Source organism: Massilia sp. PAMC28688, assembly GCF_019443445.1.
Classification (GTDB): Bacteria; Pseudomonadota; Gammaproteobacteria; order Burkholderiales; family Burkholderiaceae_D; genus Telluria_A.
In genome coordinates, this window is record NZ_CP080378.1 from 433,696 (window position 1) to 460,624 (window position 26,929).

The 26,929-nt window shown below is 65.0% G+C and carries 19 protein-coding genes and 1 tRNA gene; 1 reads left to right on the forward strand and 19 read right to left on the reverse strand.

All coding sequences use genetic code 11. The annotated features are described in order from the left end of the window. Window positions 1-9 precede the first annotated feature (9 nt). The 18 genes from galE to KY495_RS01955 form a co-directional block, all read right to left on the reverse strand. The gene (gene galE, locus KY495_RS01870) at window positions 10-1,008 is read right to left on the reverse strand and encodes a UDP-glucose 4-epimerase GalE (protein WP_219882087.1); all 999 of its coding nucleotides are present in this window, start codon (window positions 1,006-1,008) and stop codon (window positions 10-12) included. A 139-nt stretch (window positions 1,009-1,147) separates the two neighbouring features. Next, window positions 1,148-2,269 carry a non-hydrolyzing UDP-N-acetylglucosamine 2-epimerase gene (gene wecB / locus KY495_RS01875; protein WP_219882088.1) on the reverse strand — a complete coding sequence of 374 codons (1,122 nt, stop codon included), beginning with the start codon at window positions 2,267-2,269 and terminating at the stop codon, window positions 1,148-1,150. Window positions 2,270-2,377: 108 nt separating this feature from the next. Further along, window positions 2,378-3,088 (reverse strand): CAAX prenyl protease-related protein, encoded by a 711-nt coding sequence (locus KY495_RS01880; RefSeq protein ID WP_219882089.1) that lies wholly within the window; start codon window positions 3,086-3,088, stop codon window positions 2,378-2,380. A gap of 6 nt (window positions 3,089-3,094) precedes the next feature. Then, window positions 3,095-4,990 (reverse strand): ATP-binding cassette domain-containing protein, encoded by a 1,896-nt coding sequence (locus tag KY495_RS01885; protein ID WP_219882090.1) that lies wholly within the window; start codon window positions 4,988-4,990, stop codon window positions 3,095-3,097. A gap of 122 nt (window positions 4,991-5,112) precedes the next feature. Further along, window positions 5,113-5,187, reverse strand: a tRNA-Arg gene (locus tag KY495_RS01890). Between the two features lie 538 nt (window positions 5,188-5,725). Further along, window positions 5,726-6,115 carry a RidA family protein gene (locus KY495_RS01895; RefSeq protein ID WP_219882091.1) on the reverse strand — a complete coding sequence of 130 codons (390 nt, stop codon included), beginning with the start codon at window positions 6,113-6,115 and terminating at the stop codon, window positions 5,726-5,728. Between the two features lie 2 nt (window positions 6,116-6,117). Beyond that, entirely contained in the window at window positions 6,118-7,284 is a 1,167-nt protein-coding gene (locus KY495_RS01900; protein ID WP_219882092.1) for an acyl-CoA dehydrogenase family protein, read from the reverse strand. Window position 7,285: 1 nt separating this feature from the next. Then, window positions 7,286-8,140, reverse strand: coding sequence for an enoyl-CoA hydratase family protein (locus KY495_RS01905; protein WP_219882093.1), 855 nt, complete (start codon window positions 8,138-8,140; stop codon window positions 7,286-7,288). A 9-nt stretch (window positions 8,141-8,149) separates the two neighbouring features. Beyond that, the gene (locus KY495_RS01910; protein ID WP_229518462.1) at window positions 8,150-8,677 is read right to left on the reverse strand and encodes a MarR family winged helix-turn-helix transcriptional regulator; all 528 of its coding nucleotides are present in this window, start codon (window positions 8,675-8,677) and stop codon (window positions 8,150-8,152) included. Next, complete coding sequence (locus KY495_RS01915) at window positions 8,674-9,423, reverse strand: SDR family NAD(P)-dependent oxidoreductase (protein WP_374040985.1); 750 nt, start codon at window positions 9,421-9,423, stop codon at window positions 8,674-8,676. The genes KY495_RS01910 and KY495_RS01915 overlap by 4 nt, the downstream gene beginning before the upstream one ends. Beyond that, on the reverse strand, window positions 9,423-11,795 hold the full coding sequence (locus KY495_RS01920) for a bifunctional salicylyl-CoA 5-hydroxylase/oxidoreductase (RefSeq protein WP_219882096.1): 2,373 nt from the start codon (window positions 11,793-11,795) through the stop codon (window positions 9,423-9,425). The genes KY495_RS01915 and KY495_RS01920 overlap by 1 nt, the downstream gene beginning before the upstream one ends. Further along, entirely contained in the window at window positions 11,796-13,421 is a 1,626-nt protein-coding gene (locus tag KY495_RS01925; protein ID WP_219882097.1) for an AMP-binding protein, read from the reverse strand. Between the two features lie 72 nt (window positions 13,422-13,493). Next, window positions 13,494-14,204 (reverse strand): response regulator, encoded by a 711-nt coding sequence (locus KY495_RS01930; RefSeq protein WP_219882098.1) that lies wholly within the window; start codon window positions 14,202-14,204, stop codon window positions 13,494-13,496. 70 nt (window positions 14,205-14,274) lie between these two features. Next, window positions 14,275-19,221, reverse strand: a complete 4,947-nt coding sequence (locus KY495_RS01935; protein WP_219882099.1) for a two-component regulator propeller domain-containing protein — start codon at window positions 19,219-19,221, stop codon at window positions 14,275-14,277. Between the two features lies 1 nt (window position 19,222). Further along, the gene (locus tag KY495_RS01940; protein WP_219882100.1) at window positions 19,223-20,392 is read right to left on the reverse strand and encodes a patatin-like phospholipase family protein; all 1,170 of its coding nucleotides are present in this window, start codon (window positions 20,390-20,392) and stop codon (window positions 19,223-19,225) included. Window positions 20,393-20,464: 72 nt separating this feature from the next. After that, a complete protein-coding gene (gene ggt / locus KY495_RS01945) occupies window positions 20,465-22,240 on the reverse strand; it encodes a gamma-glutamyltransferase (RefSeq protein ID WP_219882101.1) in 1,776 nt (591 codons plus the stop codon). A gap of 70 nt (window positions 22,241-22,310) precedes the next feature. Continuing rightward, complete coding sequence (locus KY495_RS01950; protein WP_219882102.1) at window positions 22,311-23,069, reverse strand: 3-hydroxyacyl-CoA dehydrogenase; 759 nt, start codon at window positions 23,067-23,069, stop codon at window positions 22,311-22,313. Between the two features lie 98 nt (window positions 23,070-23,167). After that, window positions 23,168-23,611, reverse strand: coding sequence for a hypothetical protein (locus KY495_RS01955; RefSeq protein ID WP_219882103.1), 444 nt, complete (start codon window positions 23,609-23,611; stop codon window positions 23,168-23,170). Window positions 23,612-23,754: 143 nt separating this feature from the next. On the opposite strand from KY495_RS01955, the gene KY495_RS01960 reads away from it, so the two are divergent. Next, a complete protein-coding gene (locus tag KY495_RS01960) occupies window positions 23,755-24,513 on the forward strand; it encodes a DUF4184 family protein (protein WP_219882104.1) in 759 nt (252 codons plus the stop codon). 115 nt (window positions 24,514-24,628) lie between these two features. Here KY495_RS01960 and KY495_RS01965 read toward each other — a convergent pair whose 3' ends face one another. Beyond that, window positions 24,629-26,866 carry a sodium-translocating pyrophosphatase gene (locus tag KY495_RS01965; RefSeq protein WP_219882105.1) on the reverse strand — a complete coding sequence of 746 codons (2,238 nt, stop codon included), beginning with the start codon at window positions 26,864-26,866 and terminating at the stop codon, window positions 24,629-24,631. Window positions 26,867-26,929: the final 63 nt, after the last annotated feature.

Sequence of the window (26,929 nt, forward strand, 5' to 3'; positions counted from 1 at the left end):
CCTTAATTGTTATTTGGGCAGGGACTGCCATCGCCACGAATCGGCACACATTTGCGCGATATCGCGCTCCGCGCGCCAGCCAAGCTCCGTCTGCGCAAAGGTCGGATCGGCATAGCAGGCGGCGATATCCCCGGGACGGCGCGCCACAATCTGGTAGGGCACGGACTTTCCGCTGGCGCGCTCGAACGCGCGCACCATTTCCAGAACACTGTTACCACGCCCGGTTCCCAAATTGTACGCAACAATTCCTGGGGCTGTCGCCAGCTTGCTTAAGGTTTTGACATGACCTGCGGCGAGGTCGACCACGTGGATATAATCGCGCAAGCCAGTACCATCGGGGGTCGGATAATCGCCCCCAAATACGGACAGCTTGTCGCGCCGGCCTTCGGCCACTTGCGCGATATACGGCACCAGGTTGTTGGGGATGCCGTTGGGCTCTTCGCCAATCAGGCCGCTTTCGTGGGCGCCCACGGGATTGAAGTAGCGCAGCAGGGCGATGCGCCAGCTCGGGTCCGACTTGTGCAGGTCGCGCAGGATCTCTTCGATAAACAGCTTGCTGCGGCCATATGGATTGGTGGCCGACAGGGGAAAGTCTTCGCGGATGGGCACCGTGGCCGGATCCCCGTAGACCGTGGCCGACGAACTGAACACGAGCGTCTTGACACCGTGGGCCTGCATGGTCTCAAACAGTGCCACACTGCCGGTGACGTTATTGTCGTAATAGCGCAAGGGCTGCTCGACCGATTCACCGACCGCCTTCAGGCCAGCGAAGTGAATCACCGCATCGAAGGCATGGGCCGAAAATGCCGCGTCCAGCGCGGCCCGGTCGCGGATGTCGCCGACGATATAGGCCAGCGGCTTGCCGCTGATGCGCGCCACCCGTTCGGCGACGCCGGTGGTGGTGTTGGACAGGTTGTCGTACGCAATCGGCTCATGGCCGGCCGCGATCAGTTCGACGCAGGTGTGGGCACCAATGTAGCCAAGGCCGCCGGTGACGAGAATTTTCATGGGTCGCTTCCTGAATAAATGAGAACAAGCCGCCGCGCAGGCATGCGTGCGGCGCGGCCGCGCGCGTCGCCATGCACGGCACGGGCATCGCGGCAGCGCACAACAGGGCCGCGCTGCTGGCGCAGCGGTGCCGTGCGGATCAGGCCTGGAGCCGGGCCAGCTCGCGCGTGAGTACTTCGACGATGCGCTCGGCGGCCTTGCCATCCCACAGATGCGGGCGGCGGCCTTGCTTGCCCTGGCCGGCCAGCACCTTGCGCGCCTCGGCGACGATGCGCACGGGATCGGTCCCGACCAGCACATTGGAGCCTTCATCGACAGTGACGGGACGCTCGGTGTTTTCGCGAATGGTAATGCAGGGCACGCCCAGTGCCGTCGTTTCTTCCTGCAGGCCGCCGCTGTCGGTCAAGACGACCGTCGCGTCTTTCCACAGGTTGAGGAAGGACATATACGCCTGTGGTCCCATCAAGGTGATGTTGGGACCGAGATCGATGCCGAAGCTGGCCAGGTTGGCGCGGGTCCGGGGGTGGACCGGGAATACCAGCGGCAGGTCGGCCGCGATTTCCTTGAGAGCGCCGGCAATGCGGGTCATCATGACCGCATCATCGACATTACTTGGACGGTGCAGCGTGATGACGCCATAGCGCCCGCCCTGTTCCGCCATGCCGGCCTTGAAGGCTGCCGTTTCATAGCTCGAGGTATCGGCAGTGGTCAGTTTGTCGGCCTGGAACAGGACATTGTCGACCATGACGTGGCCAACGTAATGAATGGCGTCATCGCTCTTGCCTTCCTTTTGCAGGAACTTGACGGCCGACGGTTCGGTAACGAAGAACCAGTCGCTGATGCTGTCGGTGACGAGGCGGTTGATTTCTTCCGGCATGGACATGTCGCCGCTGCGCAGGCCGGCCTCCACGTGGGCGACGGGGATATTGAGCTTTTTGGCAGAGATCGAACAGGCCAGCGTGGAATTGACGTCGCCCACCACCAGCACCGCCGCAGGACGCTCGGCAATGCACAACTCCTCGAACTGCACCATGATCTTGGCGGTCTGGGCCGCGTGGCTGCCGCCGCCGGCGCCCATGAAAATATCGGGCTGAGGAATGCCCAGCTCTTCGAAAAACACCTCGTTCATGTCCCGGTCGTAGTGCTGGCCCGTGTGGACAATCTTGAAGGACAGTGCGCTTTGTTGCTGAAGCGCGCGCACGATCGGGGCGATCTTCATGAAATTTGGCCGGGCGCCGGCGACGAGGTAGATCAGGGACATGGCTGTTCGATTTTTGGCAAAAGGACAATTATAGGATGAAAGCCGGATTTGATGGTTTCCGTTTGATGACAAGCGTAAATATCAGCCCGACACCTGCCATCGCCTGCCCTACCAGAATGTCCAGTTGCCCGTGTAGACCACCCAGCAACCCAGCACGCCATTGGTCAGCGCATGGGCAATCACGGGTGCCCATAAGCTGCGTTGTCGCACGTACAGCCAGCTGTAGGCAGCCCCTGCCACAATGCCGGCCAGCCACAGGTGATGCTCAAAGCCGAAAATGACGGCGCCGATGGCGGCGCTTTGCAGCGTCACCCGGGCCGGATCGAGCGACAGGAAATCGTTCTTGTCCAGCCAGCGCATGAGGAAGGAGCGCCAGAACAATTCTTCCATGACGGGCACCACCAGGGCAGCGCCGGCGATGCGCGCCGCCACCAGCAGCCAATCGACCTGGCCGCCACTGCTGGGATCGTACCCGCCCGGCGCGCCGATCACCATCCACCCCGTGCTGAGGGAAATCCACAGGACGAACACGACGGCACCTACCGCCAGGGCAGCGATGACACCCTTTGGAGTCATGTCCCAGCGGTGAAGTTCCGTGTAGTCGCGCCAAAAATACGCAAGCGTTGCGACCACGGCCACTGTCTTGACCGGATACAGGTAGCGCAGGCTGTCGGCCGCTACGCCCAGGGAGGCAAGCAGGGGCTCGACCAGGAAAAAGGCCAGGTACACCAGAAAGGGCAATACCCGGGCCCATGCAGCGCGGCTGAGCAAGGGTTGCTTGCCTGGCCGGGCGGCACCGTGCTGATCATTTGCCGGCATCAGGGCTTATCCTTTGCTGCGTGCTTCAATCTGTTCCCATTTTTCCAGCGCATCCATGAGCAGCTGATCGATTTCGGCAAAGCGCGCGTTGATGCGCTTGGCGTCGGCCGGATTGGTCTTGTAGAAATCAGGGGCATTGAGCTGGGCCGTGATGAGAGACTGTTCATCCTCCAGGCTGGCAATGAGCAGGGGCAGCTCTTCGAGTTCGCGCTGCTCCTTGTAGCTCAGTTTGGATTTCTTGGCCGGCGCTGCCGGCGCCGCGGCCGCGACTGGCTTTGCCGCAGGCTTGGGCTGCGCAGCCGGCGTCTGGGTCTTGACCCGCTCCCAGTCGCTGTAACCGCCCACGAATTCGCGCCAGCGGCCCTCGCCCTCGGCCACGATGACCTGGGTCACCACATTGTCGAGAAACATGCGGTCGTGGCTGACCAGGAAGACGGTGCCCTTGTAATCTTCCAGCAATTCTTCCAGCAATTCCAGCGTATCGATGTCGAGGTCGTTGGTCGGCTCGTCAAGCACCAGGCAATTGGCCGGTTTGGCAAACAGGCGTGCCAGCAGCAGGCGGTTGCGCTCGCCGCCGGAGAGCGACTTGACCGGCGAACGTGCGCGTTCTGGCGCGAACAGGAAGTCGTTCAGGTACGTCATGACGTGTTTGCGCGCGCCATTGATCTCCACCCAGTCGCTGCCGGGGGAAATGGTGTCCATCAGGCTGGCCTCTTCATTGAGCTGGGCCCGCATTTGGTCGAAATACGCCACCTGCAGCCGGGTGCCAAGCTTGACGGTGCCGCTGTCGGGCGCCTCTTCTCCGAGGATCATCTTGAGCAAGGTGGTCTTGCCGGCGCCGTTGGCACCGATCAGGCCAATCTTGTCGCCGCGCAGGATGGTACCGCTGAAATCCTTGACGATGACCTTCTCGCCATACGACTTGTTCACGTTTTCCAGGTCGGCCACGATCTTGCCGGAGCGCTCGCCCGCACTCACTTCAAGCTTGACCTGGCCCTGCATTTCGCGGCGGGCGGCGCGCTGCACGCGCAGCGCTTCGAGGCGGCGCACGCGGCCTTCATCACGCACGCGGCGGGCCTTGACGCCCTTGCGGATCCAGACTTCTTCCTGCGCCAGGAACTTGTCGAACTTGGCCGCTTCGACTTCCTCGATCTCCAGCTGTTCGCTCTTGCGGGTCTGGTAGGCCGAGAAGTTGCCGGGGTAGGACAGCAGCTTGCCGCGATCGAGTTCAATGATGCGGGTGGCCACATTGTCAAGGAAGGAGCGGTCGTGGGTGATGAACAGGACCGAGCCCTTGAAGTCGCGCAGCAAGCCCTCGAGCCACATGATGGAGCGGAAATCGAGGTGGTTGGTCGGTTCGTCCAGCAGCAGCACGTCGGGCGCCGAGACCAGGGCCACCGCCAGGGCCACGCGCTTTTGCATGCCGCCCGAGAGCGTCCCCATCAGCATTTCGCCGGACAGGCTGAGGCGATCGAGCGTGGTATCGACCTTGTTTTGCATGCTCCAGCCATCGGTGGCATCGAGTTTGACCTGCAGCTCGTGCATGCGTTCCATGAGCGCGTCATCGTCGCCCTGGCCGAACTGGCCGGTGAGCTGCTCGTACTCGGCCAGCATGGCTGCCTGTTCGCCCATGCCGGCGGCGACGGCGTCGAACACCGACATGGAAGGATCGAAGGTCGGCTCCTGTTCCACGTAAGCGATTTTCAATCCCTGCTGCTGGACCAGCAAGCCATCGTCGAGCTTGAAGCGGCCGGAAATAATCTTCAGCAAGGACGACTTGCCGGTGCCGTTGCGGCCGATCAGGCCGACGCGTTCACCCGTTTCCAGGGAAAACTCCGCGTGATCGAGAAGCGCGACGTGGCCGAACGCAAGTTGCGCTGACGATAGAGAGATGACTGCCATAGTGTGTAGAGTGCGGGGCCGGCGAAAGCGGCCGAAATGAATCGGAAGGCAGCATTGTACCGATAGAAACGGCCGGGCTGCCAGTTTGGGCAATTTTTGCCTGAAAGGCGCTGGTGCGGAGATGGTGTCGCCAGCAGGAATCGAACCTGCATCTAAGTCTTAGGAGGACCTTGTACTATCCATTGTACTATGGCGACACACGAGCCCGTGATTATACCGCGTCACCCCGGCCCTGACCACTGGCTGCGGCAACTTCCTCCTCTACGCCCAAAATCAATTTCCCCCCACCAGGGTCAGACCACTTAAACGCGGCAAAATCAATTTCCTGCACGCGGGGTCAGACCACTTAAACGGGCAAAATGCAACTATTTTCCAACATCCATTACCTACTTTGAACTGCTGTCCGCCTCCCACACTATGAAAATCCCATGCCGAACCCGCTTGCCGGGCGACGGACAACGGTGTGGCAAAACGGTGGGGCAATGCTGGACACAGCAGCGGAGCCCGGGAGTTTCCTGAGCCCGACAACGTAAGATTCATTGGCCATAGCTTAGTGTGGCCAATATCGTTCCTTGAAGTAATTACTTTTATCGTTTTCGGCATGAAAACGGCGAAAAATATTGCTTTAACTGCGTTTAAGTGGTCTGACCCCGCCTATGGGAAATTGATTTTGGTGCGTTTAAGTGGTCTGACCCTGGTTTTTGGAAACAAAAGGCACGCGGATTTTCGTTACCGTCAGGGGATGATGGCGGTGACTTCGATTTCGACCCGTGCCCGGTCTTCGATCAGGGCGGCAACTTGCACGGCAGTCATGGCCGGGTAGTGGCGTCCGATCACGTCCCGGTATGCCATGCCCACTTCTCTTCCCGCTGCGAGATATTCCTTTTTGTCCAGCACATACCAGGTCATTCGCACGATGTGCTCCGGCCGCGCGCCTGCTTCGGCCAGCACCGCCACCACGTTTTCCAGCGCCTGACGGGTCTGGCCGGCAAAATCATCAGTGTGGAACTGCCCCTGGCCGTCCCAGCCGATCATGCCGCTCACATGCACACTGCGGCCGCTCGCGGCCACGCCATTCGAATAGCCCCTGGGACGCGCCCAGCCCGGCGGTTGTAACAAGTCCATGCTCATTCCTTTGCTCTAACCTCAGCCGCATCGCGCAGCAGTTCGCGGGCGATGATCAGCTGCTGCACTTCGGTGGCACCTTCGTAGATGCGCAGCGCGCGAATTTCACGATACAGCCGCTCGACCGGATGCTCGCTCACCACGCCCAGGCCGCCGAACATCTGCACGGCAGCGTCGATCACTTTTTGCGCCGTTTCGGTCGCGCTCATCTTGGCCATGGCCGCTTCCTTTGTCACTTTGCCGCCCTGGTCGCGCTGCCACGCGGCGCGGTAGGTGAGCAAGGCGGCAGCGTCGATCCCGGTCGCCATCTCGGCCAGCTTGGCCTGGGTGAGCTGGAAGTCCGCCAGCGTCTGTCCAAACATCTTGCGCGCAGTGGCGTGGCGCAGGGCTTCGTCGAGGGCGCGCCGCGCGAAACCCAGGGCCGCAGCGGCGACCGAGGTGCGAAAGACGTCGAGCGTGGCCATGGCGACCTTGAAGCCCTGCCCGGCGTCCCCAAGCCGCTGGCCGGCGCCGACGCGGCAGTCCCGGAACGCGAGCCGCGCCAGCGGGTGCGGCGCGATGACGTGGATGCGCTCTGCAATCTCGAATCCCGGCGTGTCGGCGTCGATGATGAAGGCACTGATGCCGCGCGCCCCGGGCGCCTCCCCGGTCCGCGCGAAGACCACGTAAAAATCGGCGATGCCGCCGTTGGAGATCCAGGTCTTTTCGCCATTGAGAATGTAGTCGTCCCCTTCCCTCACGGCGCTGCACTGCATGGCCGCCACGTCCGACCCAGCCTGCGGCTCTGACAGGGCAAAGGCGGCTATCGCCTCGCCGCGCGCCACGCGCTGCAGGTAGCGCTCCTTGTTGGCGGCGCTGCCGAACAGGGAGATCGCGCCCGAGCCCAATCCCTGCATGGCAAAAGCAAAGTCGGCAAGCCCGTTATGGCGGGCCAGCGTTTCGCGAATCAGGCATATCGCGCGGGTGTCAATGGCGTCGCTCCCCTGCCCCACCGCGTGCGCCAGCCAGCCGCCTTCGCCCAGCTGGCCCACCAGCGTGCGGCAGGCCTGGTCAACATCGTGCCCGTGCTGCTCGGCCACGTTGGCCGCCGCCCACGCGTCAAGCGCCCCTTCAAGCTGGCCATGCGCCGCAGTGAAGAATGGCCAGGCCAGATAGCTTTTGTCTGCCATGTCAGTCGCCCTCGAATTGCGGCTGTTGCCTGGCCACGAAGGCGTGGTAGGCGCGATGGAAGTCATTGGTGGCCATGCAGATGGCCTGCGCCTGGGCTTCGGCTTCAATCGCTTCGTCCACGCCCATGTTCCACTCCTGCTGGAGCATCTTCTTGGTCATGCCGTGCGCGAAAGTGGGTCCGCCCGCCAGCGCCGCGGCCAGCGCCTGCGCGTCGGCCAGCAGGGCTCCCGGCTCGCTGATGCTGTTGAAGAAGCCCCAGCGCTCGGCCTCGGTCCCGGACATCGAGCGCCCGGTGTACAACAGTTCCGCGGCCCGGCCCTGCCCGATCACGCGCGGCAGCAGCGCGCACGCGCCCATGTCGCATCCGGCCAGGCCAACCCGGGTGAACAAGAATGCGGTCTTGCTGCGCGCGGTGCCGATGCGCATGTCCGATGACAGCGACAGGATGGCGCCGGCGCCCGCACACACGCCGTCGACGGCGGCGATAACGGGCTGGGGACAGGCCCGCATGGCCTTGACCAGGTCTCCGGTCATGCGGGTAAATGCCAGCAGCCCGGGCATGTCGAGCTTTGTCAGCGGCCCGATGATGTCGTGCACGTCGCCCCCCGAGCAGAAATTGTCGCCGGCACCGGTGATGACGATTGCCTTGACGTCGTCGGCGTAGGCCAAGGCGCGGAACAGGTCGCGCAGTTCGGCGTACGTGTCGAACGTCAGCGGGTTCTTGCGCTCAGGGCGATTGAGCGTGACGGTCGCCACGCCGCCTTCGACCTCGAACCTGAAGTGGCTGGCCGTGTAATCAGCGAGCCGGCTGCGGTTGCCCGGCAGCTGGTGCGCCTGGCCTGGTAGGTAACGCATGGTGATTCCTTATTCCTGTTTGTCGTCGGCCGAGTTCAGGTGCTGCTTCATCTGCGACAGCAGTGTGATCAGCTGGCCCTTGTCGTCGGGAGAGATATCCTGCAGCAGCTCGGCGATCCAGCCTTCATGCACCACCGCCATGTCGGCAAAGGTGCGCCGCCCCGCCTCGGTAAGCTTGACCGTATACACCCGGCGGTCCTTTGCATCGGGCACGCGCACCACCAGCTGCTCGCGCTCGAGCTGGTCGGTGATGCCGGTGATGTTCCCACCGGTGACCATCATGCGCCTGGACAGCTCGCCCATGCGCAGGCCTTCGGGATGGCGCTCCAGCTGCGCCATCAGGTCAAAGCGCGGCAGCGTGATATCGAAGGTGGTGCGCATGCGGCTGCGGATTTCATTTTCGATCTTCACGGTGCAGGCCAGCATGCGCAGCCACAGCTTGAGCGACTGATGGTGGTCCTGTGTCAGGCGGCTGGCCAGGTCAAGTGGCTGCGCGCCATCTCCCTGTACCGCCCCCGCGCCGGATTGGTCGCTCACATGACCTCCCCGCCCGCCACCGCAAGCGCCTGGCCGTTCATGGCGCCCGACCCGGGCAGGCATAACCACCGAACGGCGTTGGCCACTTCGTCGGCCTGCACCAGTCGTCCCTGGGGATTGCCGGCGGCCAGTTCGCTGCGCGCCTGCTCTTGACTGCGCCCGGTCTTGGCCACGATGTTGGCCACCGCGTCGCTGACAATGCCGGTGTCGGTAAAGCCCGGGCACACGGCGTTGGCCGTCACGCCCTTGAGCGCAACCTCCAGCGCCAGTGCGCGCGTCATGCCGATCACACCATGCTTGGCCGCGCAATAGGCTGCCACGTAGCGGTATCCGGCCAGCCCTGCGGTGGAGGCGACATTGACCACCCGTCCCCAGCCCGCGGCCAGCATGGCGGGCAGCGCGGCCTGGGTGCAGTGAAAGGTACCGCTCAGATTTACGTCGAGCATGCGCTGCCACGTGGCCTCGTCGGTCTTGCCAAAAGGGGCAGATGCGGCCTGCCCTGCATTGTTGACGAGGATGTCCACCTGGCCTGCCTGCGCGAATGCGGCGTCCACCTGGCGCCGGTCCGCCACGTCCATTACCACGCAGGCGGCGCCGATAGCGCGGCCTGCGGCCAGCAGCCGGCTTTCGTCGCGCCCGCAAATCGTCACCCGCGCGCCGGCATCAATCAGGGCCCGCGCCACCGCCAGGCCGATGCCGCTGCCGCCACCCGTCACCAGCGCGTGCTTTCCGGTCAGTTCGCCCATCATCCCTCCAGCAGCCGGGCCGCCACCTGCTGCGGTGTGAGGCCGGACGATGCGGCCGCAATCTGGCGTTCGCGCTCCAGGTTGCGTTCCAGCTGTACTTTGGCTGGCCGGTACTGGCGCGGCCACTCGAGCGCGGTAAAGCCAATGCGGGCCGCTTCGGTCAGCGTCCAGGCCGGGTTGGCCAGGTGCGGCCTTCCAACCGCGCACAGGTCGGCGCGCCCGGCGGCGATGATGCTGTTGGCGTGGTCGGCTTCATAGATCGATCCGACCGCGATGGTGGGGATCCTGGCTTCGTTGCGCACGCGGTCGGCAAACGGGGTCTGGAACATGCGGCCATATACCGGCTTTTCACGCTTGCTCACCTGGCCCGAGGAGCAGTCAATCATGTCGGCGCCGGCATCCTTGAACATTTTGGCGATCTGCACGGCGTCGTCCGGCGTGATGCCGCCTTCGACCCAGTCGTGCGCTGAAATGCGTACACTGACCGGCTTGTCCACCGGCCACGCGCCGCGCACTGCGCGAAACACGCGCAGGGGATAGCGGCAGCGGTTCTCCAGGCTGCCGCCATAGTCGTCCTGGCGCTGGTTGGTCAGGGGCGAAATGAACGACGACAGAAAGTAGCCGTGGGCGCAGTGCAGTTCCAGCCAGTCGAATCCCGCTTCAGCGGCGGCGCGCGCGGAGCGCACAAAGTCCGCTTCGATGTGCGCCAGGTCCTGCTCCGTCGCTTCGCGCGCCATCTGCGACACGCCTTCGATGTACTGCTGGCTCGACGCCGATACCAGCGGCCAGTTGCCCTCCGCCAGCGGCTGGTCGATCCCTTCCCACATCACGCGCGTCGATCCCTTGGCACCGGCATGCCCCAGCTGCACGGCGATCTTCGCGTCTGAGTTGGCATGCACGAAGTCGACGATGCGTTTCCATGCCCGGGTGTGCTCCGGCGCATACAGGCCCGGACACGCAGGCGTGATGCGGGCGTCCGCCGATACGCATGTCATCTCCGCGAACACCATGCCGGCGCCGCCAAGCGCGCGCGCGCCGAGATGGACCAGGTGATAGTCGCCCGGTAGGCCGTCCACCGCCGAATACTGGGCCATGGGCGAGACCACGATCCGGTTCTTGAGGGTGACGCGGCGCAGCCGGAACGGGGTCAGCATGGGAATCACGCGGGCACCCGGCACCAGGGCAACACCGGCCTGTTCGCAGGCGCGCCGCGCGATCCATTGTTCAAAGCCTGCCACGTAGCCGGCATCGCGCACGCGCAGGTTTTCGTGCGACAGGCGCTGGCTGCGGGTGAGCATGGAATAGGCAAACTGCGGCGCTTCCATGGCGGTGTAGCGCTCCACGTTCTCGAACCATTCCATGGAGTTGCGCGCCGCGCTCTGGATCTTCAGCACTTCCACGGCGCGCGCCGCAGCGTAGGCGTCGAGCGCAGCGCGCACGTCAGCGTGGCTGGCGAAGCAGCACGCCAGTTCAATGGCGTCTTCCAGCGCCAGCTTGGTGCCCGATCCGATCGAGTAGTGGGCGGAATGGGCGGCGTCGCCCATCAGCACCACCGGCCTGCCGTCCTGCCAGTGAATCCACTGCCGGCATACCACGCGCGGGAAAGTGATCCACATGGCCGAGCCGCGCAGGTGACTGGCGTTGGACATGAGCTTGTGGCCGTCCAGCTGCTCGGCAAACAGGCGCTCGCAAAAGGCAATGCCATCTTCCTGCGACATGTGATCGAGGCCGCACTTGCGCCACACTTCTTCGGGTGTCTCCACGATGAAGGTGGAGGTATCGCCATCATATTGGTAGATGTGGGCCTGGAACCAGCCATGCTCGGTCTTCTTGAAGGCGAAGGTAAAGGCGCCGAACTTCTTGCGCGTTCCCAGCCACACAAAGCGGCAGCGGCGCGCTTCGATGTCGGGCTGGTAGGTCGCTGCATAGCGCTGGCGGATGCGGCTGTTCAGGCCATCAGAGGCAATCACCAGATCGGCACCATGACGGGCCGCCAGTTCCTGGTCGTCGGTGACGTCGCACTCGAACACCAGCTGGACACCCAGCTCTTCGCAGCGCTGCTGCAGGATGTTGAGCAGGCGCTTGCGTCCGATGCCGCAGAAACCATGGCCGCCAGAGGTGATCTTTTCGCCCTTGAAGAAGATGTCGATATCGTCCCAGTGGTTGAACGACTGCAGGATCGCGCGTGCACTGGACTCGTCCGCAGCGACCAGGTTGCCCAGGGTCTGATCGGAAAACACCACGCCCCAGCCAAAGGTGTCATACGGCCGGTTACGCTCGACGACGACAATGTCGTGGCTCGGGTCCTGCTTTTTCATGAGCAGGCCGAAATAGAGCCCGGCCGGGCCGCCACCGATACATACAATCTTCATTCAGGCTGCCCGTAGTTTGAAGCGCTGCAGCTTGCCAGTCTCGGTGCGCGGCAGTTTGGCAAGGAATTTCACGGACCGGGGATACTTGTAGGGCGCAATCTGCGCCTTGACATGGTCCTGCAGCTCGCGCACCAGCGTCTCGCCTTCCGCAAACCCGGGCTTGAGCACGACGTGCGCCTCCACCACCTGTCCGCGCTCGTCGTCGGGCCGGCCCACCACGCCGCATTCGAGTACCGCAGGATGGCGCATGAGGGCATCTTCCACCTCGGCGCCGGCGATGTTGTAGCCTGCCGAAATGATCATGTCGTCCGTGCGCGAACGGTAGACGAAGTAGCCGTCGGCATCCATTTCGTAAGCGTCGCCGGTCAGGTTCCAGCCATTGACAACGTAGTCCGTCTGGCGCGGATCGGCCAGGTAGCGGCAGCCGGTCGGCCCCTTTACGGCCAGGCGGCCGATGACACCGGGGCCCACCTGCCTGCCTTCATCGTCCAGGATGCAGGCCTGGTAGCCGGGCACCGGTTTGCCGGTGGCGCCGGGACGAATCTCGTCGCCCGCGGCCGAGATGAAGATGTGCAGCATTTCGGTCGCGCCAATACCGTCGATCATGGCCAGGCCGGTGGCACCTTGCCATGCTTCGCGCGTGGCCAGCGGCAGCGCTTCGCCGGCAGAGACGCTCTGACGCAGGCACGACAGGTCGAAGCCGTGCGCCAGGGGAGCCATCTGGCGATAGAAGGTCGGCGCGGTGAAGCATATCGTGGCGCGGTACTTGTCGATGGCGGCGAGCAGGGTGTCCGGCGCGAGCTTTTCGAGCAGTACGCCGGCGGCACCTGCGCGCAGGGGAAACAGCAGCAGCCCACCCAGCCCGAAGGTGAACGCCAGCGGCGGCGTGCCGATGAAGATGTCGTCGCGCGCGGCGCGCAGCGTGTGGCGCGGAAAGCAGTCGCAGATCGCCAGCAGGTCGCGATGGAAGTGCATGGTCCCCTTGGGCACACCAGTGGTGCCGGAGGTGAAGCTGATCAGGCAAACGTCGTCGGCGGCGCTGGGGTGCGCCGCGAAAGGCGCATGGTGGCGCGCCATGAGCGCTTCGAGCGTCCCCGGCTCCCCGCCACCGTTGAAGTAGACGACCTTTTTCGGCGGCGTGGCCAGGGCCTCGATCTCGCTGCGCAGGCTGGCCGAACACAGGACCGCGTCCACACTGGCCTTGTCGGAAATGGTGGTCAGTTCGCGCGCACGCAGCAAGGGCATGGTGGGCACGGCGATCAGCCCGGCCTTGAACACGGCCAGGATGGCCGCTGCCATCATGGGGTTATTCGCGCCGCGCAGCAGCACCCGGTTGCCGCTGACCAGCCCCAGCTCGCCGCGCAGCACGTGGGCGATGGCGTCCACCTGCTTCTGCAGCTCTGCGTAGGTCCAGCTCCCGCCTTCGCCAATGATGGCAATGCGCTCGCCATCGCCCCGCGTCACCGCGCAGTCGAGCAGTTCGGCGGCGCAGTTCAGGCGCTGCGCATAGACCAGTTCCGGCAAGTCGAAACGCAACTCGGGCCACTGCCCCGGCGGCGGCAAATGCTCGCGCGCGAAGTGGTCGTCGTAAGCGGACTGGCTCAGTACTGCACTGTGACGTGTCATGTTGGCCCCATGCTTGGGTGAGTATCGGCGAGCAGATACTTTAGACCTAAACAATCACGGTATCAAGCAATATTATTGACGGGATTGAAATTCATTGATGGCGGCGACCTGGCAGGTAGCGGCACGTACGATATCGGCCAGCACCGCCTGCACCTGCGCGCGGTCCATGGCGCCGTCTGGAAGCGCGCGCAAGCCTTCCGCTGCGCCGTTCAGGCCCAGGGTGAGGCAGCCGGCGTGGAGCCGGTCCAGGCGCAAGCGCGCGGCATCAATGTCGCCACTGGCGATGATGGCGTCGATCTCCGGGGCGGCCAGGGCAAGCTGGGTCTGGAAGCCGCCCAGGTACACCAGCAGGCGCTCGCCATTGATCCCGAGCCGGTGCATGGTCGCTTGCGGCGTTTCGCATTCCATGTCGTGATGGGCGGGGGTCAAGGGCGCCAAGAAGGAGCGTACCTGGTCGTGCTGGAAGGGCTTGACCAGGTAGCCGTTCACGCCAAGGCCGGTGGCCTGGTCGACGGTGGCAGTATCGTTGGCCGAGGTGACCAGTACAAAGGGCATGGAGGCCAGCTCGGGATGGCCCTTGACGCGCTCGAGCAGCTCCATCCCCGACAGGCGCGGCATGCGCAGGTCGCAAAAGCAGATGGCGGGACGCAGCCCGGCGCACAGCTGGTCCCACGCATCCTGCCCGTCTTCGGCTTCGATGATGTCGACATGGCCGCAGGCGTCAATCAGGTGCATCAGCACCATGCGCGAGACCACGTCATCGTCCACCACCAGAACTTTCATGCCCATCTCCGTCAATCCTTCTTGCTGCCAGTGGCAAGGACATCAATATTACAGCAAAACCAAGGCCGCACTAGGCCTGTCCCGGGGTCGTCACGCTAAAGTGATCGAGCAGTTCGCGCACGCGCGGCAGGCCCGCTTCCACCTCCTGCCAGTGGCCCCGGTCGGCCGCCAGTTCCAGCGCGCCGCACAGGGCATGCAGCTCACGCGCTTCCAGATAAGCGGCGCTGCCCTTGATCCCGTGCAGCAGGCGCCCGGCTTCGGCGCTGTCGCGCGCCAGCACCGCGCGCTCCAGGTCTGCGCGGCGGGCCGGCACGTCGCTGGCAAAGGCGGCCCGCATGCGCGTGCGCAGGTCACTGCTGCGGCGCGCGTACTGGTGGGGCGGCGTGGCAGTGGGCGGTGCAGCGGCTACGCCGAACATGGCGTCGAGTTCACTGGTGCTTGGCGTGCGCGGTGCACGCCGCGCCAGTGGCCGCAGCGCCACGCCGCGCGCAAGCTGGCGTTCAATGGCGCGTGAAAGATGGCGGTGCAGCGCCGTTTCGTCGATCGGCTTGGACAGGAAGTCGTCCATGCCGCTGTCGATGTAGCGCTGCCGGTCTTCCTCGCTGGCGTTGGCGGTCAGTGCAATGATCATGAGGTCGCGATCAAGCACGGGGCGTTCGGCCGGGCCGCCGCTGCGAATCAGGCGCGTGGCGCTGGCGCCATCCATTTCCGGCATGCGCCCGTCCATGAGTATGAGGTCATAGCGATTGAGCGCACAGGCGGCAACGGCCAGCGCGCCGTTGTCGGCGATGTCCACCTGGTGCCCCAGTTCCTCCAACATCATGCGGATGATGATCTGGTTGGTCGGGAAGTCTTCGGCGCACAGTACATGCAGCCGGTGCGAGTGCGGGGCCAGCTGCGCCGGCGGCTGCATGGGCGGCGCCACGCCGTCTGCCATCGGCAGCACCACGGTAAAGGCGCTGCCCTGCCCCACCTCGCTGCGCACGCTGATGGTGCCTCCCATGAGCTGCACCAGCTGGCGGCAGATGGCCAGGCCCAGACCGGTGCCGCCATAGCGGCGCGTGGTGGTACTGTCGGCCTGCTCGAACTTCTGGAACAGGCGCTCCAGCGCATCCGGGGCAATGCCGATGCCGCTGTCGCTGACGCAGAAGGAAATCAGGTTGACGCCGGGCGCCGTGTCCGGGCCGGGTTCGAGCAGCGTCACGTCCAGCCTCACCGCGCCGGCGTGGGTGAATTTGAAGGCATTACCCAGCAGGTTGACCAGCACCTGGCGCAGCCGGGTCGGGTCGCCCACCACGAATTGCGGCAGCGACTGGCCCAGCACAATCCGGAAGCCGACACTGCGCGCCGCCGCCTGCTCTTCAAACAGGGTGCCCACGTTGGCCAGCATGGGTGCCAGGGCAAAGTCGATATTCTCGATGGTGAGCTTGCCCGCTTCGATCTTGGAAAAATCGAGCAGGTCGTTGATGATGGTGAGCAGGGCCTGGGCATTGGCCTGGCCGCGCAGGATCTGTTCGCGCGTGTTCTCGTGCAGGCGCGCATCGCGCAGGGCAAAGCGCAGCATGCCGATCACGCCGGCCAGCGGGGTGCGCATTTCGTGACTCATATTGGCCAGAAATTCCGATTTCTGGCGCGTGGCGTCCTCCGCCTTCTGCTTGGCAAGGCGCAGCCGCTCGTCATTTTCCTGCAGCGCGCGATTGGCTTCGGCCAGCTGCTCGGTATTTTGCCGCACCTGGCGTTCCTGCTCCATCAAGCGCGCCTGCGTTTCTTCGAGCTCGCGGTAGGCGCGCGCATTGTCCAGCGCCACGGCGGCGTGCGCGGCCAGCGTTTGCAGCATGTCCAGGTGGACCTGGCGATAGGCATTTCTCTCCACGCTTTGCACGCACAGCACACCCATCATGCGCTCCTTGACGATGAGCGGCACGTACATGGTGGAGCGGGGCCGCGAGCGCGGTTCACCATCGACCCGAAATGGCGGCGCAGGCGGCGGGCTTGGCGGCTGCGGGAGGTAGCGCGTCCAGTCGGCATCCATGTCATTGATGAACACTTCGCGCCGCTCGTGGAAGCACCAGACCGCAAACTGATTGCGGTCTTCCAGGGAGCGCTCGTAGTACTGGCTGCGTACGCCCTGGTCCATCGCAAAGGGGAAGCGGATCAGGCCAGCTTCTTCGTCATAAAAGCCGATGCCGAATATGCGCGCGTCCATCAGGTGATGGACGTGGCGGTACACGGCCAGCATGATGGTTTCCATGTCCAGCGTGGCCGTCAGTTCGCGTCCGATCCCCGACAGCACCGAGATGTTGCGGTGCGCCTGTTCCACCTGTTCCTTCTGCAGTTCGACCTCGTAGCGCTGGCGCTCGGCCTCCGAGCGGCGCTGCTCGGCCTCGTAGCGCTGGCGCTCGGCCTCCGAGCGGCGCGATTCGAGTTCGCCTTTCTGCCGCTCGAGCAGCTTGTTCTGCTCTTCGATTTCCAGCGTGCGCGCACGCACCTGCCGCTCCAGCAGCGCCTTCTGGCGCCGCAGCCCGGACAGGCGGGCGCGGTACACCAGCCATGCGCTGCCCAGCACCAGCAGGGCGACCGCGGCGCGGAACCATAATGTCTTCCACCACGGCGGCAGGATCTCGACCTCGATGCTGGCACTGTCGCTGCTCCATATGCCATCCTTGTTGGCGGCCTTGACGCGGAATGTATAGTGTCCCGGGTCCAGGTTGGTATAGGTGGCGAAGCGGCGTCCGGCGTCTGTGCTGACCCAGTTCTCGTCGAAACCCTCCAGCCGGTAGGCGAAGCGGTTGCGCTGCGGCGCGGCGTAATGCAGGGCGGCGAATTCAAACGAAAACACCGAATCCTCGGCCCGCAGGGTCAGGGCGCGGGTCTTGTCCACGGGCGCGGCGAGCATGCCGGGACGATACTGTTCAACCGGCTTGTTGAAGATCTGGAAGCCGGTGATGGCCACGCGCGGGGCGGCCAGGTTGTCGACAATGGCGTCCGGATGAAATGCGGTGATGCCATTGAAGCCGCCGAAATACATGGTGCCGTCGGCCAGGCGCACGGCCGAACCGTCAAAATACGCTCCTTCGATCATGCCGTCGACCGCGCTGTAATTGCGCCACTGGCCAGTGGCCGGATCCAGGCGCGATATGCCGGCGTTGGTACTCACCCACAGCCGTTCGCGCTCGTCCTGCAAGATGGCGGCCACGCCTTCGTCGGCCAGTCCATCGCGCACGGTGTAGCGCTTGAAGCGTGATCTGGGGCCGGCGTCGTGGTCCATCCTGTTGAGCCCACCGGCGGTGCCGACCCACAGGGTGCCGCGCCGGTCTTCGAGCAGGTAATGCACTTCGTCGTGACTGAGGCTGGCCGGGTCGCGCGCATTGTGGCGGTAGTGGGTGAATTTGCCGGTCGCGCGATCGAGCTTTTCCAGGCCGTCAAAGGTGCCGATCCACAGCTGGCCAAGGCGATCTTCCAGGATGGGACGGGCAATATCGTCGGACAGGCTGGCTGGGTCGACAGGATTGTGGCGATAGGTGGTGACGGCGCCGCTTTGCGGGTCAAGGCGATGCACGCCGCCGCGCGTGGCCAGCCACAGCATGCCGCTGCGGTCGCACAGCATGCCGCGCACATTGTTGCTGTCCGGGTCGCCGCCGGCCAGCACGCGCCGCTGCATGGCACCGCTGGCCGGATCGAAGCGGGTCAGGCCATTGTCGCTGCCCACCCACAGCACGCCCTGGCGGTCGCGCGCCAGGGCGGTCGCCGACAGGCCCACCAGGGTGCGCGGATCGCGCGGATCATGCCGGTAAAAGCGCGCCGCACCGGTGGCAGGGTCAAGGTGGGACAATCCTTCGTTGGAGCCGGCCCACAGCTTGCCGTCGCCCGCGTCCAGCAGGGCGCGCACCTTGTTGTCGACCAGTGTGTGCGGCGGCGTGGACTGGCGCACCACGCGGGCAAAGCCTCCGCTGCTCAGATCGACCCGGCTCACGCCGGCGTACCAGGTGCCAACCCAGAAGGTGCCCAGCCGGTCGCGGTACAGGCTGGACACCTGGTTGTCGCCAACGCTGCGTTTGTCGCCCGTCAGGTGGCGGTAGTTGCTGAAGCGGCGCGCGGCCGGATCCCACAAGTACAGGCCCTGCGTGGAGCTGCCCATCCAGAGGCGCCCTTCGCTGTCCTGGTACAGGGCCGTGCTCCAGCCGCCGCCCACGCCTTCGGCCGCGCCGAGGCGCTGGCGCTGGCCCGGCATGCCCTGCTTGCCGAGGGCGATGGTGTCCAGCGCGGCCAGGCTGCCGATCCACAGGGTCTGGCGCTCGTCCACCAGCAGCGACACGATGGAGTCGCTCTTGGGGTCGGCGCCGGGCGATGGATGGTAGTCAAAGCGCGTGGCGCCGGGCGCCAGGCTGTGCAGGCCACCATTGGTGCCGATCCACAGGCGTCCGCCGGCGTCCAGGGCCAGGGCCCCAATCTGGTCGTCGCGCAAGCTGCCTTCCTCGCCCGGCACATGATGCCAGGTGCGGAATTTGCCGGTGGCCGGGTCAAAGTGCTGCAGGCCATCGCCCGTGCCGAGCCACAAACCACCGCGCGCATCTTCGACAATGGTGCGGATGCGGCGAGCGCCATTGCCACGGCGTTCGCGCTGCGAAGGCGAATAATGGGTGAAGGTCTGGGTCAGCGGATGGTACAGGTCAAGCCCGCCGTCGGTGCCGATCCACATGCGCCCGCGCCGGTCCACGTGCAGCACGCGCACCCAGTTGTTGACCAGGCTGCGCGGGTCGGCCGGCAGGTTGCGGAAATTGCGAAAGCCATAGCCGTCAAAGCGCGACAGGCCGCCCTGGGTGCCGAACCACATGAAGCCGTCGGCATCCTGCACCACCGCCAGCACTGATTCCTGGGCCAGTCCCTGGTCCACGCTGAGGTGCTCGAAGCGCAGCGTGCGCGCCGGCCCGCCAGCTGTGGCCAGGAGGGGCAGGCAGCATAGCAGCAGGAGCGCGGTGGCGCGCCAGCGCCGTTTGATCAGGTCGTAGTAGGTCATGTCAGTGGCCGAAGAACGCCAGCACGTCGGCCTTGCGCGCATGCGTGTCACGCTGGCCGAGCCGAATCAGCTCGCACGTGTAGCTCGATTCGAACAGCAGGTAGGAGGCCAGGGCCGAACCGCGCGCCTCGGTCGCGCCGATGCCCGACAACAGGGTGCGGATAGGCTTGGGCAGGCTCGCGGTGTGGCGGCTGGCGATGGCGTCGAGCCGCTCGGACGGCGCAATCACCAAGAGCTGCACCGGCTTCAAGGGCGTTTTGGCGAGGTATTCGGCCGGCAGCATCGATAAGGTCAGATTGATGCGGTTCAGGCGCTCGATGTCCACGGCCAGGCCATCGAGGAAGATCGAGGACATGGCGTGACCGGCAATCTGGGCCAGGCTCGGATAGCGTACCTGTCCAGGCATGGCCTGGGCCGGCTCGTGCAGGCGTCCTGCGCCCACCACCAGCACCCGGGTGGCGCCCAGGTGAATGGCCGGCGAGATCGGGGCCAGCTGGCGCATCGACCCGTCGCCGCAAAATTCGCGGCGGCTGCCCATGAATAGCGGCACTGCGGGAAAAATGAAGGGAATGGCCGACGACGCCAGCAGATGCTCGACGCCGATCTGGTCCTGCAATGCCACGCGCCCCATGCGCACCCATGGCTTGATGTCGGCGGCGGTCTGGTAAAAGGTCACGTGATTGCCGCCCGTGTAGGACGAAGCGGTGACGGCCAGCGCATGCAGCAGCCCGTCCGACAGGGCAGCATCAAGGCGCGGCAAATCGAGCATGCGGTGCAGCAGCCCCACCAGCGGGGTATTGTCGAGCAGTGAGGTGGGGGGCGCGGCGCGCCATTTGCGCAGCAGCCAGCCAAACGAGAGCAGCGACAGCCAGCGCGCGCCTGAACGCAGCACGCCCAGCGAATCGGCGCGGTAGACCTGTTCGACCGTGAAGTTTTCCCACACGTCGAGCAGCTTTTGCACGCCTTCCGAAAAGTTATCGGCCCGGCAGCCCAGCGCCGCTGCGTTCAGGGCGCCGGCCGAGGTGCCGCAGATGATGTCGAAGGGATTGCGCGCCGGCCGCCAGCCCGATTCCCACAGTATCTGGGAGATGGCCTGCAGCACGCCAACCTGATAGGCCGCGCGCGCGCCGCCGCCAGTCAGTATCAGGCCGGTTTTTTGTTCTATTCCCATCCAGCAAGCGTAGCAGGGTCTGGCACCTTTGCGGGAAAAAAGCGCGCTGCCGATGGCAAATCGGGCACAGTCTCAATCACCCCTGGCCACGCCTTCGCGGCGCGGATCGGCGCCACCGAACCACCATGGCTGCCCATGAATGGAGATGCGCTGCACCCCTTGCAGGCCGGACGTCATGTCGTAGCTGCGCAGGCTGTGGCCGCGCGATCTGAGAGCTTCCTGGATGGCGGGCGGGAAGCGGCCCGTTTCCAGTTCGGTCGGACCATTGCGGCTGCCGAAATTGGGCAGATTGATTGCCTGCTGCATGTTCAGGCCCCAGTCCAGGGTGCCGACCAGGGTCTTGGCCACGTAGTTGATGATGGCCGGGCCGCCGGGCGAGCCCACAGCCAGCACCAGCTTCTTGCTGGCGCGGTCGAACACGATGGTGGGCGACATGGCGCTGCGCGGGCGCTTGCCCGGCTGGACGCGGTTGGCGATGGGGCCATTGGCATCGTGCGAATCGAAGGAAAAATCGGTGAGCTGATTATTGAGCAGGAAGCCGCGCACCATCTGGCGCGCGCCAAAGGCGTCTTCCACCGATGTGGTGAGCGAGACACCGGCGCCGCTGGCGTCCACCACCACCACATGCGAGGTGGCCTTGGCCTCAATAGCATTGTCGGTGCCCCAGGCCACCTCCATGCCGGGCGGCGTGCCGGCAGGCGCGGTGCCCATCGATTTTTCGCCAATCAGCGCTGCGCGCTGCGCCAGGTAGGACTTGTCGATCAGGGCCGGCACGCCCCGCCCGGGCAGCGGCACGAAGTCGGTGTCGGCCGCGTACCGGTTGCGGTCCGCATAGGCCAGGCGCGCCGCTTCGGTAAACAGGTGCAGGGCCTCCACCGCGGGCACGCCGTCCTGCGGCGGGTGCGCCGCCATGTTGCGCGTTTCGAGTATGCCCAGCATCTGGGCGATGGCGATGCCGCCCGAGGATGGTGGCGGCATGCCGCACACGGTAAAGGCGCGGTAGTCGCTGCATACGGGCGGGCGCAGCACGGCCTTGTAGCCTGCAATATCGGCCAGCGACAGCTTGCCGGGATTGGTCGGGTGGGACGCCACCTTGGCCACGATGTCGCGCGCAATAGCGCCCTTGTAGAAGGCGTCGGCACCGCCCGCCGCAATCATGCGCAAGGTCGTGGCCAGGGCGGGATTCTTGATGATGTGACCCACCGGCCATGGCTTGCCATCGTGGTAGAAGTAGGCGGCAGCGACCGGGTCCTTGCGCAGGTGCTGGTCATGATCGAGCTGGCGGTGCAGGCGGGCCGACAGCGCAAAGCCGGTATCGGCCAGCTTGATGGCCGGTTCGAACAGCGCCTTCCAGGGCAGTTTGCCGTGCTCCTTGTGCGCCAGTTCCAGCATGCGCAACACGCCCGGGACACCCACCGAGCGCCCGCCGACCACGCCGGTCGCGCGCGACACGGGGCTGCCGTCGGCGTTCTGGAACAGCTTGTCGGTGGCGGCAGCCGGCGCCGTTTCGCGCCCGTCAAAGGCTTGCACCTTCTTGCCATCGTAATGCATCAGGAAGGCGCCTCCGCCAATGCCCGACGATTGCGGCTCCACCAGCGTCAGCACGAGCTGGACGGCAATGCCGGCATCAATCGCACTGCCGCCCTTCTTGAGAATGGCGTAGCCGGCCTCGGCTGCCAGCGGGTTGGCGGCTGACACCATGAATTTCTTGGCAGCCCAGCCTGCCTTTTCCTGAAAACCGGTGGCAATTTCCGGCGCCTTGTGCGCCGCATCGGCTGCCGGGGCAGCAATCTGTGCGGTAGCGCCGGCGCTGGCCAGGGCCAGGGCCAGCAAAGTCAGTTTGACCATGTACTCTCCTAGTGACAACGCGCAGCCAGGGCTGCGCGCTTGAACAAAAGGTATCGTACAGTAAATTGCTTTATTTCGGCTGCATGCGGATGGCACCGTCCAGGCGGATGGTCTCGCCGTTGAGCATGGTGTTTTCAATGATGGCCTTGGCCAGCTGGGCGTACTCGGCAGGACGGCCCAGGCGCTGCGGGAACGGGACCATGTTGCCCAGGGCGGTGCGGACTTCTTCCGGCATGCCCATCAGCATTGGCGTTTCGAAAATGCCAGGGGCGATACACATGACGCGAATGCCGCTGCGGGCCAGGTCGCGCGCCATGGGCAGGGTCAGGCCCACCACGGCAGCCTTGGACGAGCCGTAAGCGGCCTGGCCAATCTGGCCATCATAGGCGGCAACGGACGCGGTATTGATGATCACGCCGCGCTCGCCGGAGTCGCCCGCTTCCGTCTTGCCCATCGCATCGGCAGCCAGGCGCGACATATTGAAGGTGCCCACCAGGTTGATGTTGATGGTGCGCTGGAATACCTCGAGCGGGTGCGGACCATCCTTGCCCACGGTCTTCACGGCCGGCGCCACACCGGCGCAGTTGATCAGGCCGCGCAGGGTGCCCATGCCGGTGGCCGCGGCCACCACTGCCTGGCCGTCTGCTTCGGATGTCACGTCGCATTTGATGAACTTGCCGTTCAGTTCAGCGGCCAGCGCTTCGCCCGCTTCTGCCTGTACGTCGGCCAGCACAACCTTGGCGCCCGCTTCCGTGAGCATGCGCGCGGTGGCCGCGCCCAGGCCCGATGCACCGCCGGTGATGATGAATACATTGTTCTGAATTTGCATGGCTTATCCCTTAAAGTTCTTTTTAACGTTTACGTAAACGTCAAGTCTCGGGATTGTAGCGAACTTTTCAGGCGAAATACCAGCGGCAGCGCAAAATGTTAATAGCACTGCACCGTGATGCCATTGTTATTGCAAATACGGCCCTCGGGACTGATGAGGGAGGTGCCCACGCCACTGCGGTAGCTGCCGCCATTGCCGTCAATGCACGATGCACCGACGCAATTGATGGTCACGGGCGGCGGCACGGGCGTGGGATCGATGCGGGGCGTGAGCTGTGGCGCATAGACTGGCGGCGCTACGGTGCGCATGGGAATTTCGTCAAAGTGCTGGTAGACCGCGCGCCGCCTGGGCTTTTTGGGCGCTGCCTGCTTGCCTGGCTCTTTCTTGTCGTCAGCAACAGGCGGCTCAGCAGGGACGGTTTTGCCCGGTTCGTCAGCCGGGACCGGGCGGGTGGAGCCCACACGCTGGGGCGGATCGGTGGCCCAGGCCGCCGAGGTCATGGCCAAAGATGCCAAAAGGAATGCGGAAGTGAGGTGTTTCATGATATGCCTTTCCCATGCGCTTAGCCGGTCCTTCATTATGTGCCACTGCCGGCCGGTTCGATAGGAAAGGAACACTTTGTAACATGGGGCCGACTCCGGCAGGTAGGATAGGCGTTTTACAACAGGGTTTTCACCACCGATCCATGCCTTTGACGTTTGCCCATCCAGCCGCCGCCATTCCCCTGGCCCGCCTGCTCGGACGCCACGGCTCGGTCTCCGCGCTCGCGCTCGGCAGCATGACCCCGGACCTGCCCTTTTTTCTCGGCGCGTCCATGGCGCGTTCTGATACGCACAGCCTGCCTGCGCTCCTGACCTGGGCGCTGCCTGCCGGGCTGCTGCTGTACCTACTGTTTCAGGGCCTGCTCAAGCAGGCGCTCACGGCGCTGGCCCCGGCCCCGGTCCAGACCCGCCTGGCCACGGAGCACGCGGCCCCGCCGCCGGGCCTGGCCACCATTGCCGTGTCACTGCTGTGTGGCGCTGCGACCCATCTGCTGTGGGACGCGTTTACCCATCCGGGCACGGTGATCGTGGACGGCATTCCCCTGCTGCAGGCCAGCGTGGGGAGCGTGGGCAGCTACCAGGTGTATGTGTACAAGATCCTGCAGCATGCCGGTACCGTCGCCGGCCTGTCCTTGCTGGCATGCTGGAGCTGGCGCTGGTACGGGCGAACCGCGCCCGGGATGCCGGCCAGGCCCGCCATGGCGGCGCCCCTGCGCCGGGGCATTTGCGCCACGCTGATCGCGCTGCCGCTTGCGGCCGGCGCCTGGGCTGCCTGGCCGCACGGGCAGAGCACCGCACGCCTGGCCAGCTTTGTGTTCACGACCCTGCCGGTTTTTTTCTGGATGCTGACTGCGTATGCGCTCCTGTGGCATCTTGCATGCGGCCGGCGCGGCAGGACATGACGGCAAAGCCGGCGGCGGCCGGCGCGGCAGGACATGACGGCAAAGCCGGCGGCGGCCGGCGCGGCAGGACATGACGGCAAAGCCGGCGGCAGCCGGCGATGCCCGCGCAGAACCGTCAGTCGAGCGGCCTGGGTTCGGCCGTATCCGCGGGCCGGGTCTCGATGGCCGGTAGCGGCGGCGTGACTTCCGGCGTCGATGGCAGCTCCTGCGGCTGCTCGGGCGGCAGCGGCTGCGGCACCACCGGGACCGGCACCACCACTGCCGGCACCACGATGGCCGGTGCATGCGCGGCTGCCGGCTGCGTCACCGCCATCCAGCCCGTCACCGGCAGCAGCGGCACCATCAGCAGCGCCACGATGTTGATGATCTTGATGAGGGGATTCACGGCGGGGCCGGCGGTATCCTTGTACGGGTCCCCCACCGTGTCGCCGGTGACCGCAGCCTTGTGCGCTTCCGAACCCTTGCCGCCGAAATTGCCGTCTTCGATGTACTTCTTGGCGTTGTCCCACGCGCCGCCGCCAGTGGTCATGGAGATGGCCACGAACAGGCCGGTGACGATGGTCCCCATCAGGAGGCCACCGAGCGCGGCAGGCCCCAGCAGCATGCCCACCACCACCGGCACCACCACCGGCAGCAGCGAGGGCAGGATCATTTCCTTGATGGCCGACGCGGTCAGCATGTCCACCGCCTTGTCGTATTCCGGCTTGCCGGTGCCGTCCATGATGCCCTTGATGTCGCGGAACTGGCGGCGCACTTCCACCACCACGGCGCCGGCCGCGCGCCCCACCGCTTCCATTGCCATGGCGCCGAACAGGTAGGGAATCAGGCCGCCGATGAACAGGCCCACGATGACCATGGGGTCCGACAGCGTAAACGCGACCGACTTGCCGGTCGATTCCAGCGCGTGGGTGTAATCGGCAAACAGGACCAGCGCGGCCAGGCCGGCCGAGCCGATGGCGTAGCCCTTGGTGACAGCCTTGGTGGTGTTGCCGACAGCGTCCAGCGGGTCGGTAATGGCGCGCACCGATTCCGGCATGCCCGACATTTCGGCAATGCCGCCGGCGTTGTCGGTAATGGGACCGTACGCGTCCAGCGCCACGATGATGCCGGCCATGGACAGCATGGAAGTTGCGGCAATGGCAATGCCGTACAGCTGCGCCATCTGGTACGAAGCAAGGATGGCCGCGCACACGGCCAGCACCGGATAAGCAGTCGACTTCATGGAAATGCCAAGGCCGGCAATGATGTTGGTGCCGTGGCCGGTGGTGGACGCCTCTGCGATATGGCGCACGGGCTTGAACTCGGTGCCGGTGTAATACTCGGTGATGTAGACCATGAGGCCCGTGAGGACGATGCCGACGATGGCGCAGCCCATCATCCGCATGCGCATGGCGTCGTCGGTCCACATCATCCAGGTGACGGCGGCGAAGCCGATCAGCGACAGGCCGGCGGCCCACCACAGGCCCGTGTACAGGGCCGACATGATCTTCTTGCCCGGCTTGGCCTTGACCAGCGAGCAGCCCACGATGGAGCCGATGATGGACACGGCGCCCAGCAGCAGCGGATAGGTGACCGGCGTGGTGCCGGCATTGGTGATCATGAGCGCGCCGAGCAGCATGGTGGCGATCAGCGTGACGACATAGGTCTCGAACAGGTCGGCGGCCATGCCGGCGCAGTCGCCCACATTGTCGCCCACGTTGTCGGCAATGACGGCCGGGTTGCGCGGATCATCTTCCGGAATGCCCGCTTCCACCTTGCCCACCAGGTCCGCGCCCACGTCGGCGCCCTTGGTGAAGATGCCGCCGCCCAGGCGAGCAAAGATGGAGATGAGCGAGGCGCCAAAGGCCAGTCCGATGAGCGGCTTGATGACGTCATGCGCCGACAGGCCCACGTTGGACCCGCGCATGGTCAGGACCCAGTAGAACAGCGTCACCCCCAGCAGGCCCAAGCCCACCACCAGCATGCCGGTGATGGCGCCGCCCTTGAAGGCGACATCGAGCGCGTCGTTCATGCCGCGGGTGGCCGCCTGCGCGGTGCGCACATTGGCGCGCACCGAGACATTCATGCCGATGAAGCCGCAGGCACCGGAAAGCACGGCGCCGATGGCAAAGCCGATGGCGGTATGGGCATCAAGGAGAAAATAGATGGCAACCAGGAGCACTGCTCCGACGATGCCGATGGTGCGGTACTGGCGCCCGAGATAGGCCGCCGCACCTTCCTGGATGGCCTGCGCGATGGCCTGCATCTTGGGGTTGCCCGGGTCTTGCCGGAGAATCCAGCTGCGTGTCACCAGACCATACAGAACGGCGATGACGCCACATGCCACTGCAAAAAGTAAAAACTGATCGCCCATATCGTCCCCTAACTATTTTTATCAAGTACTACAAAAACACATCCGAAAGACCCCCGGGCGTCC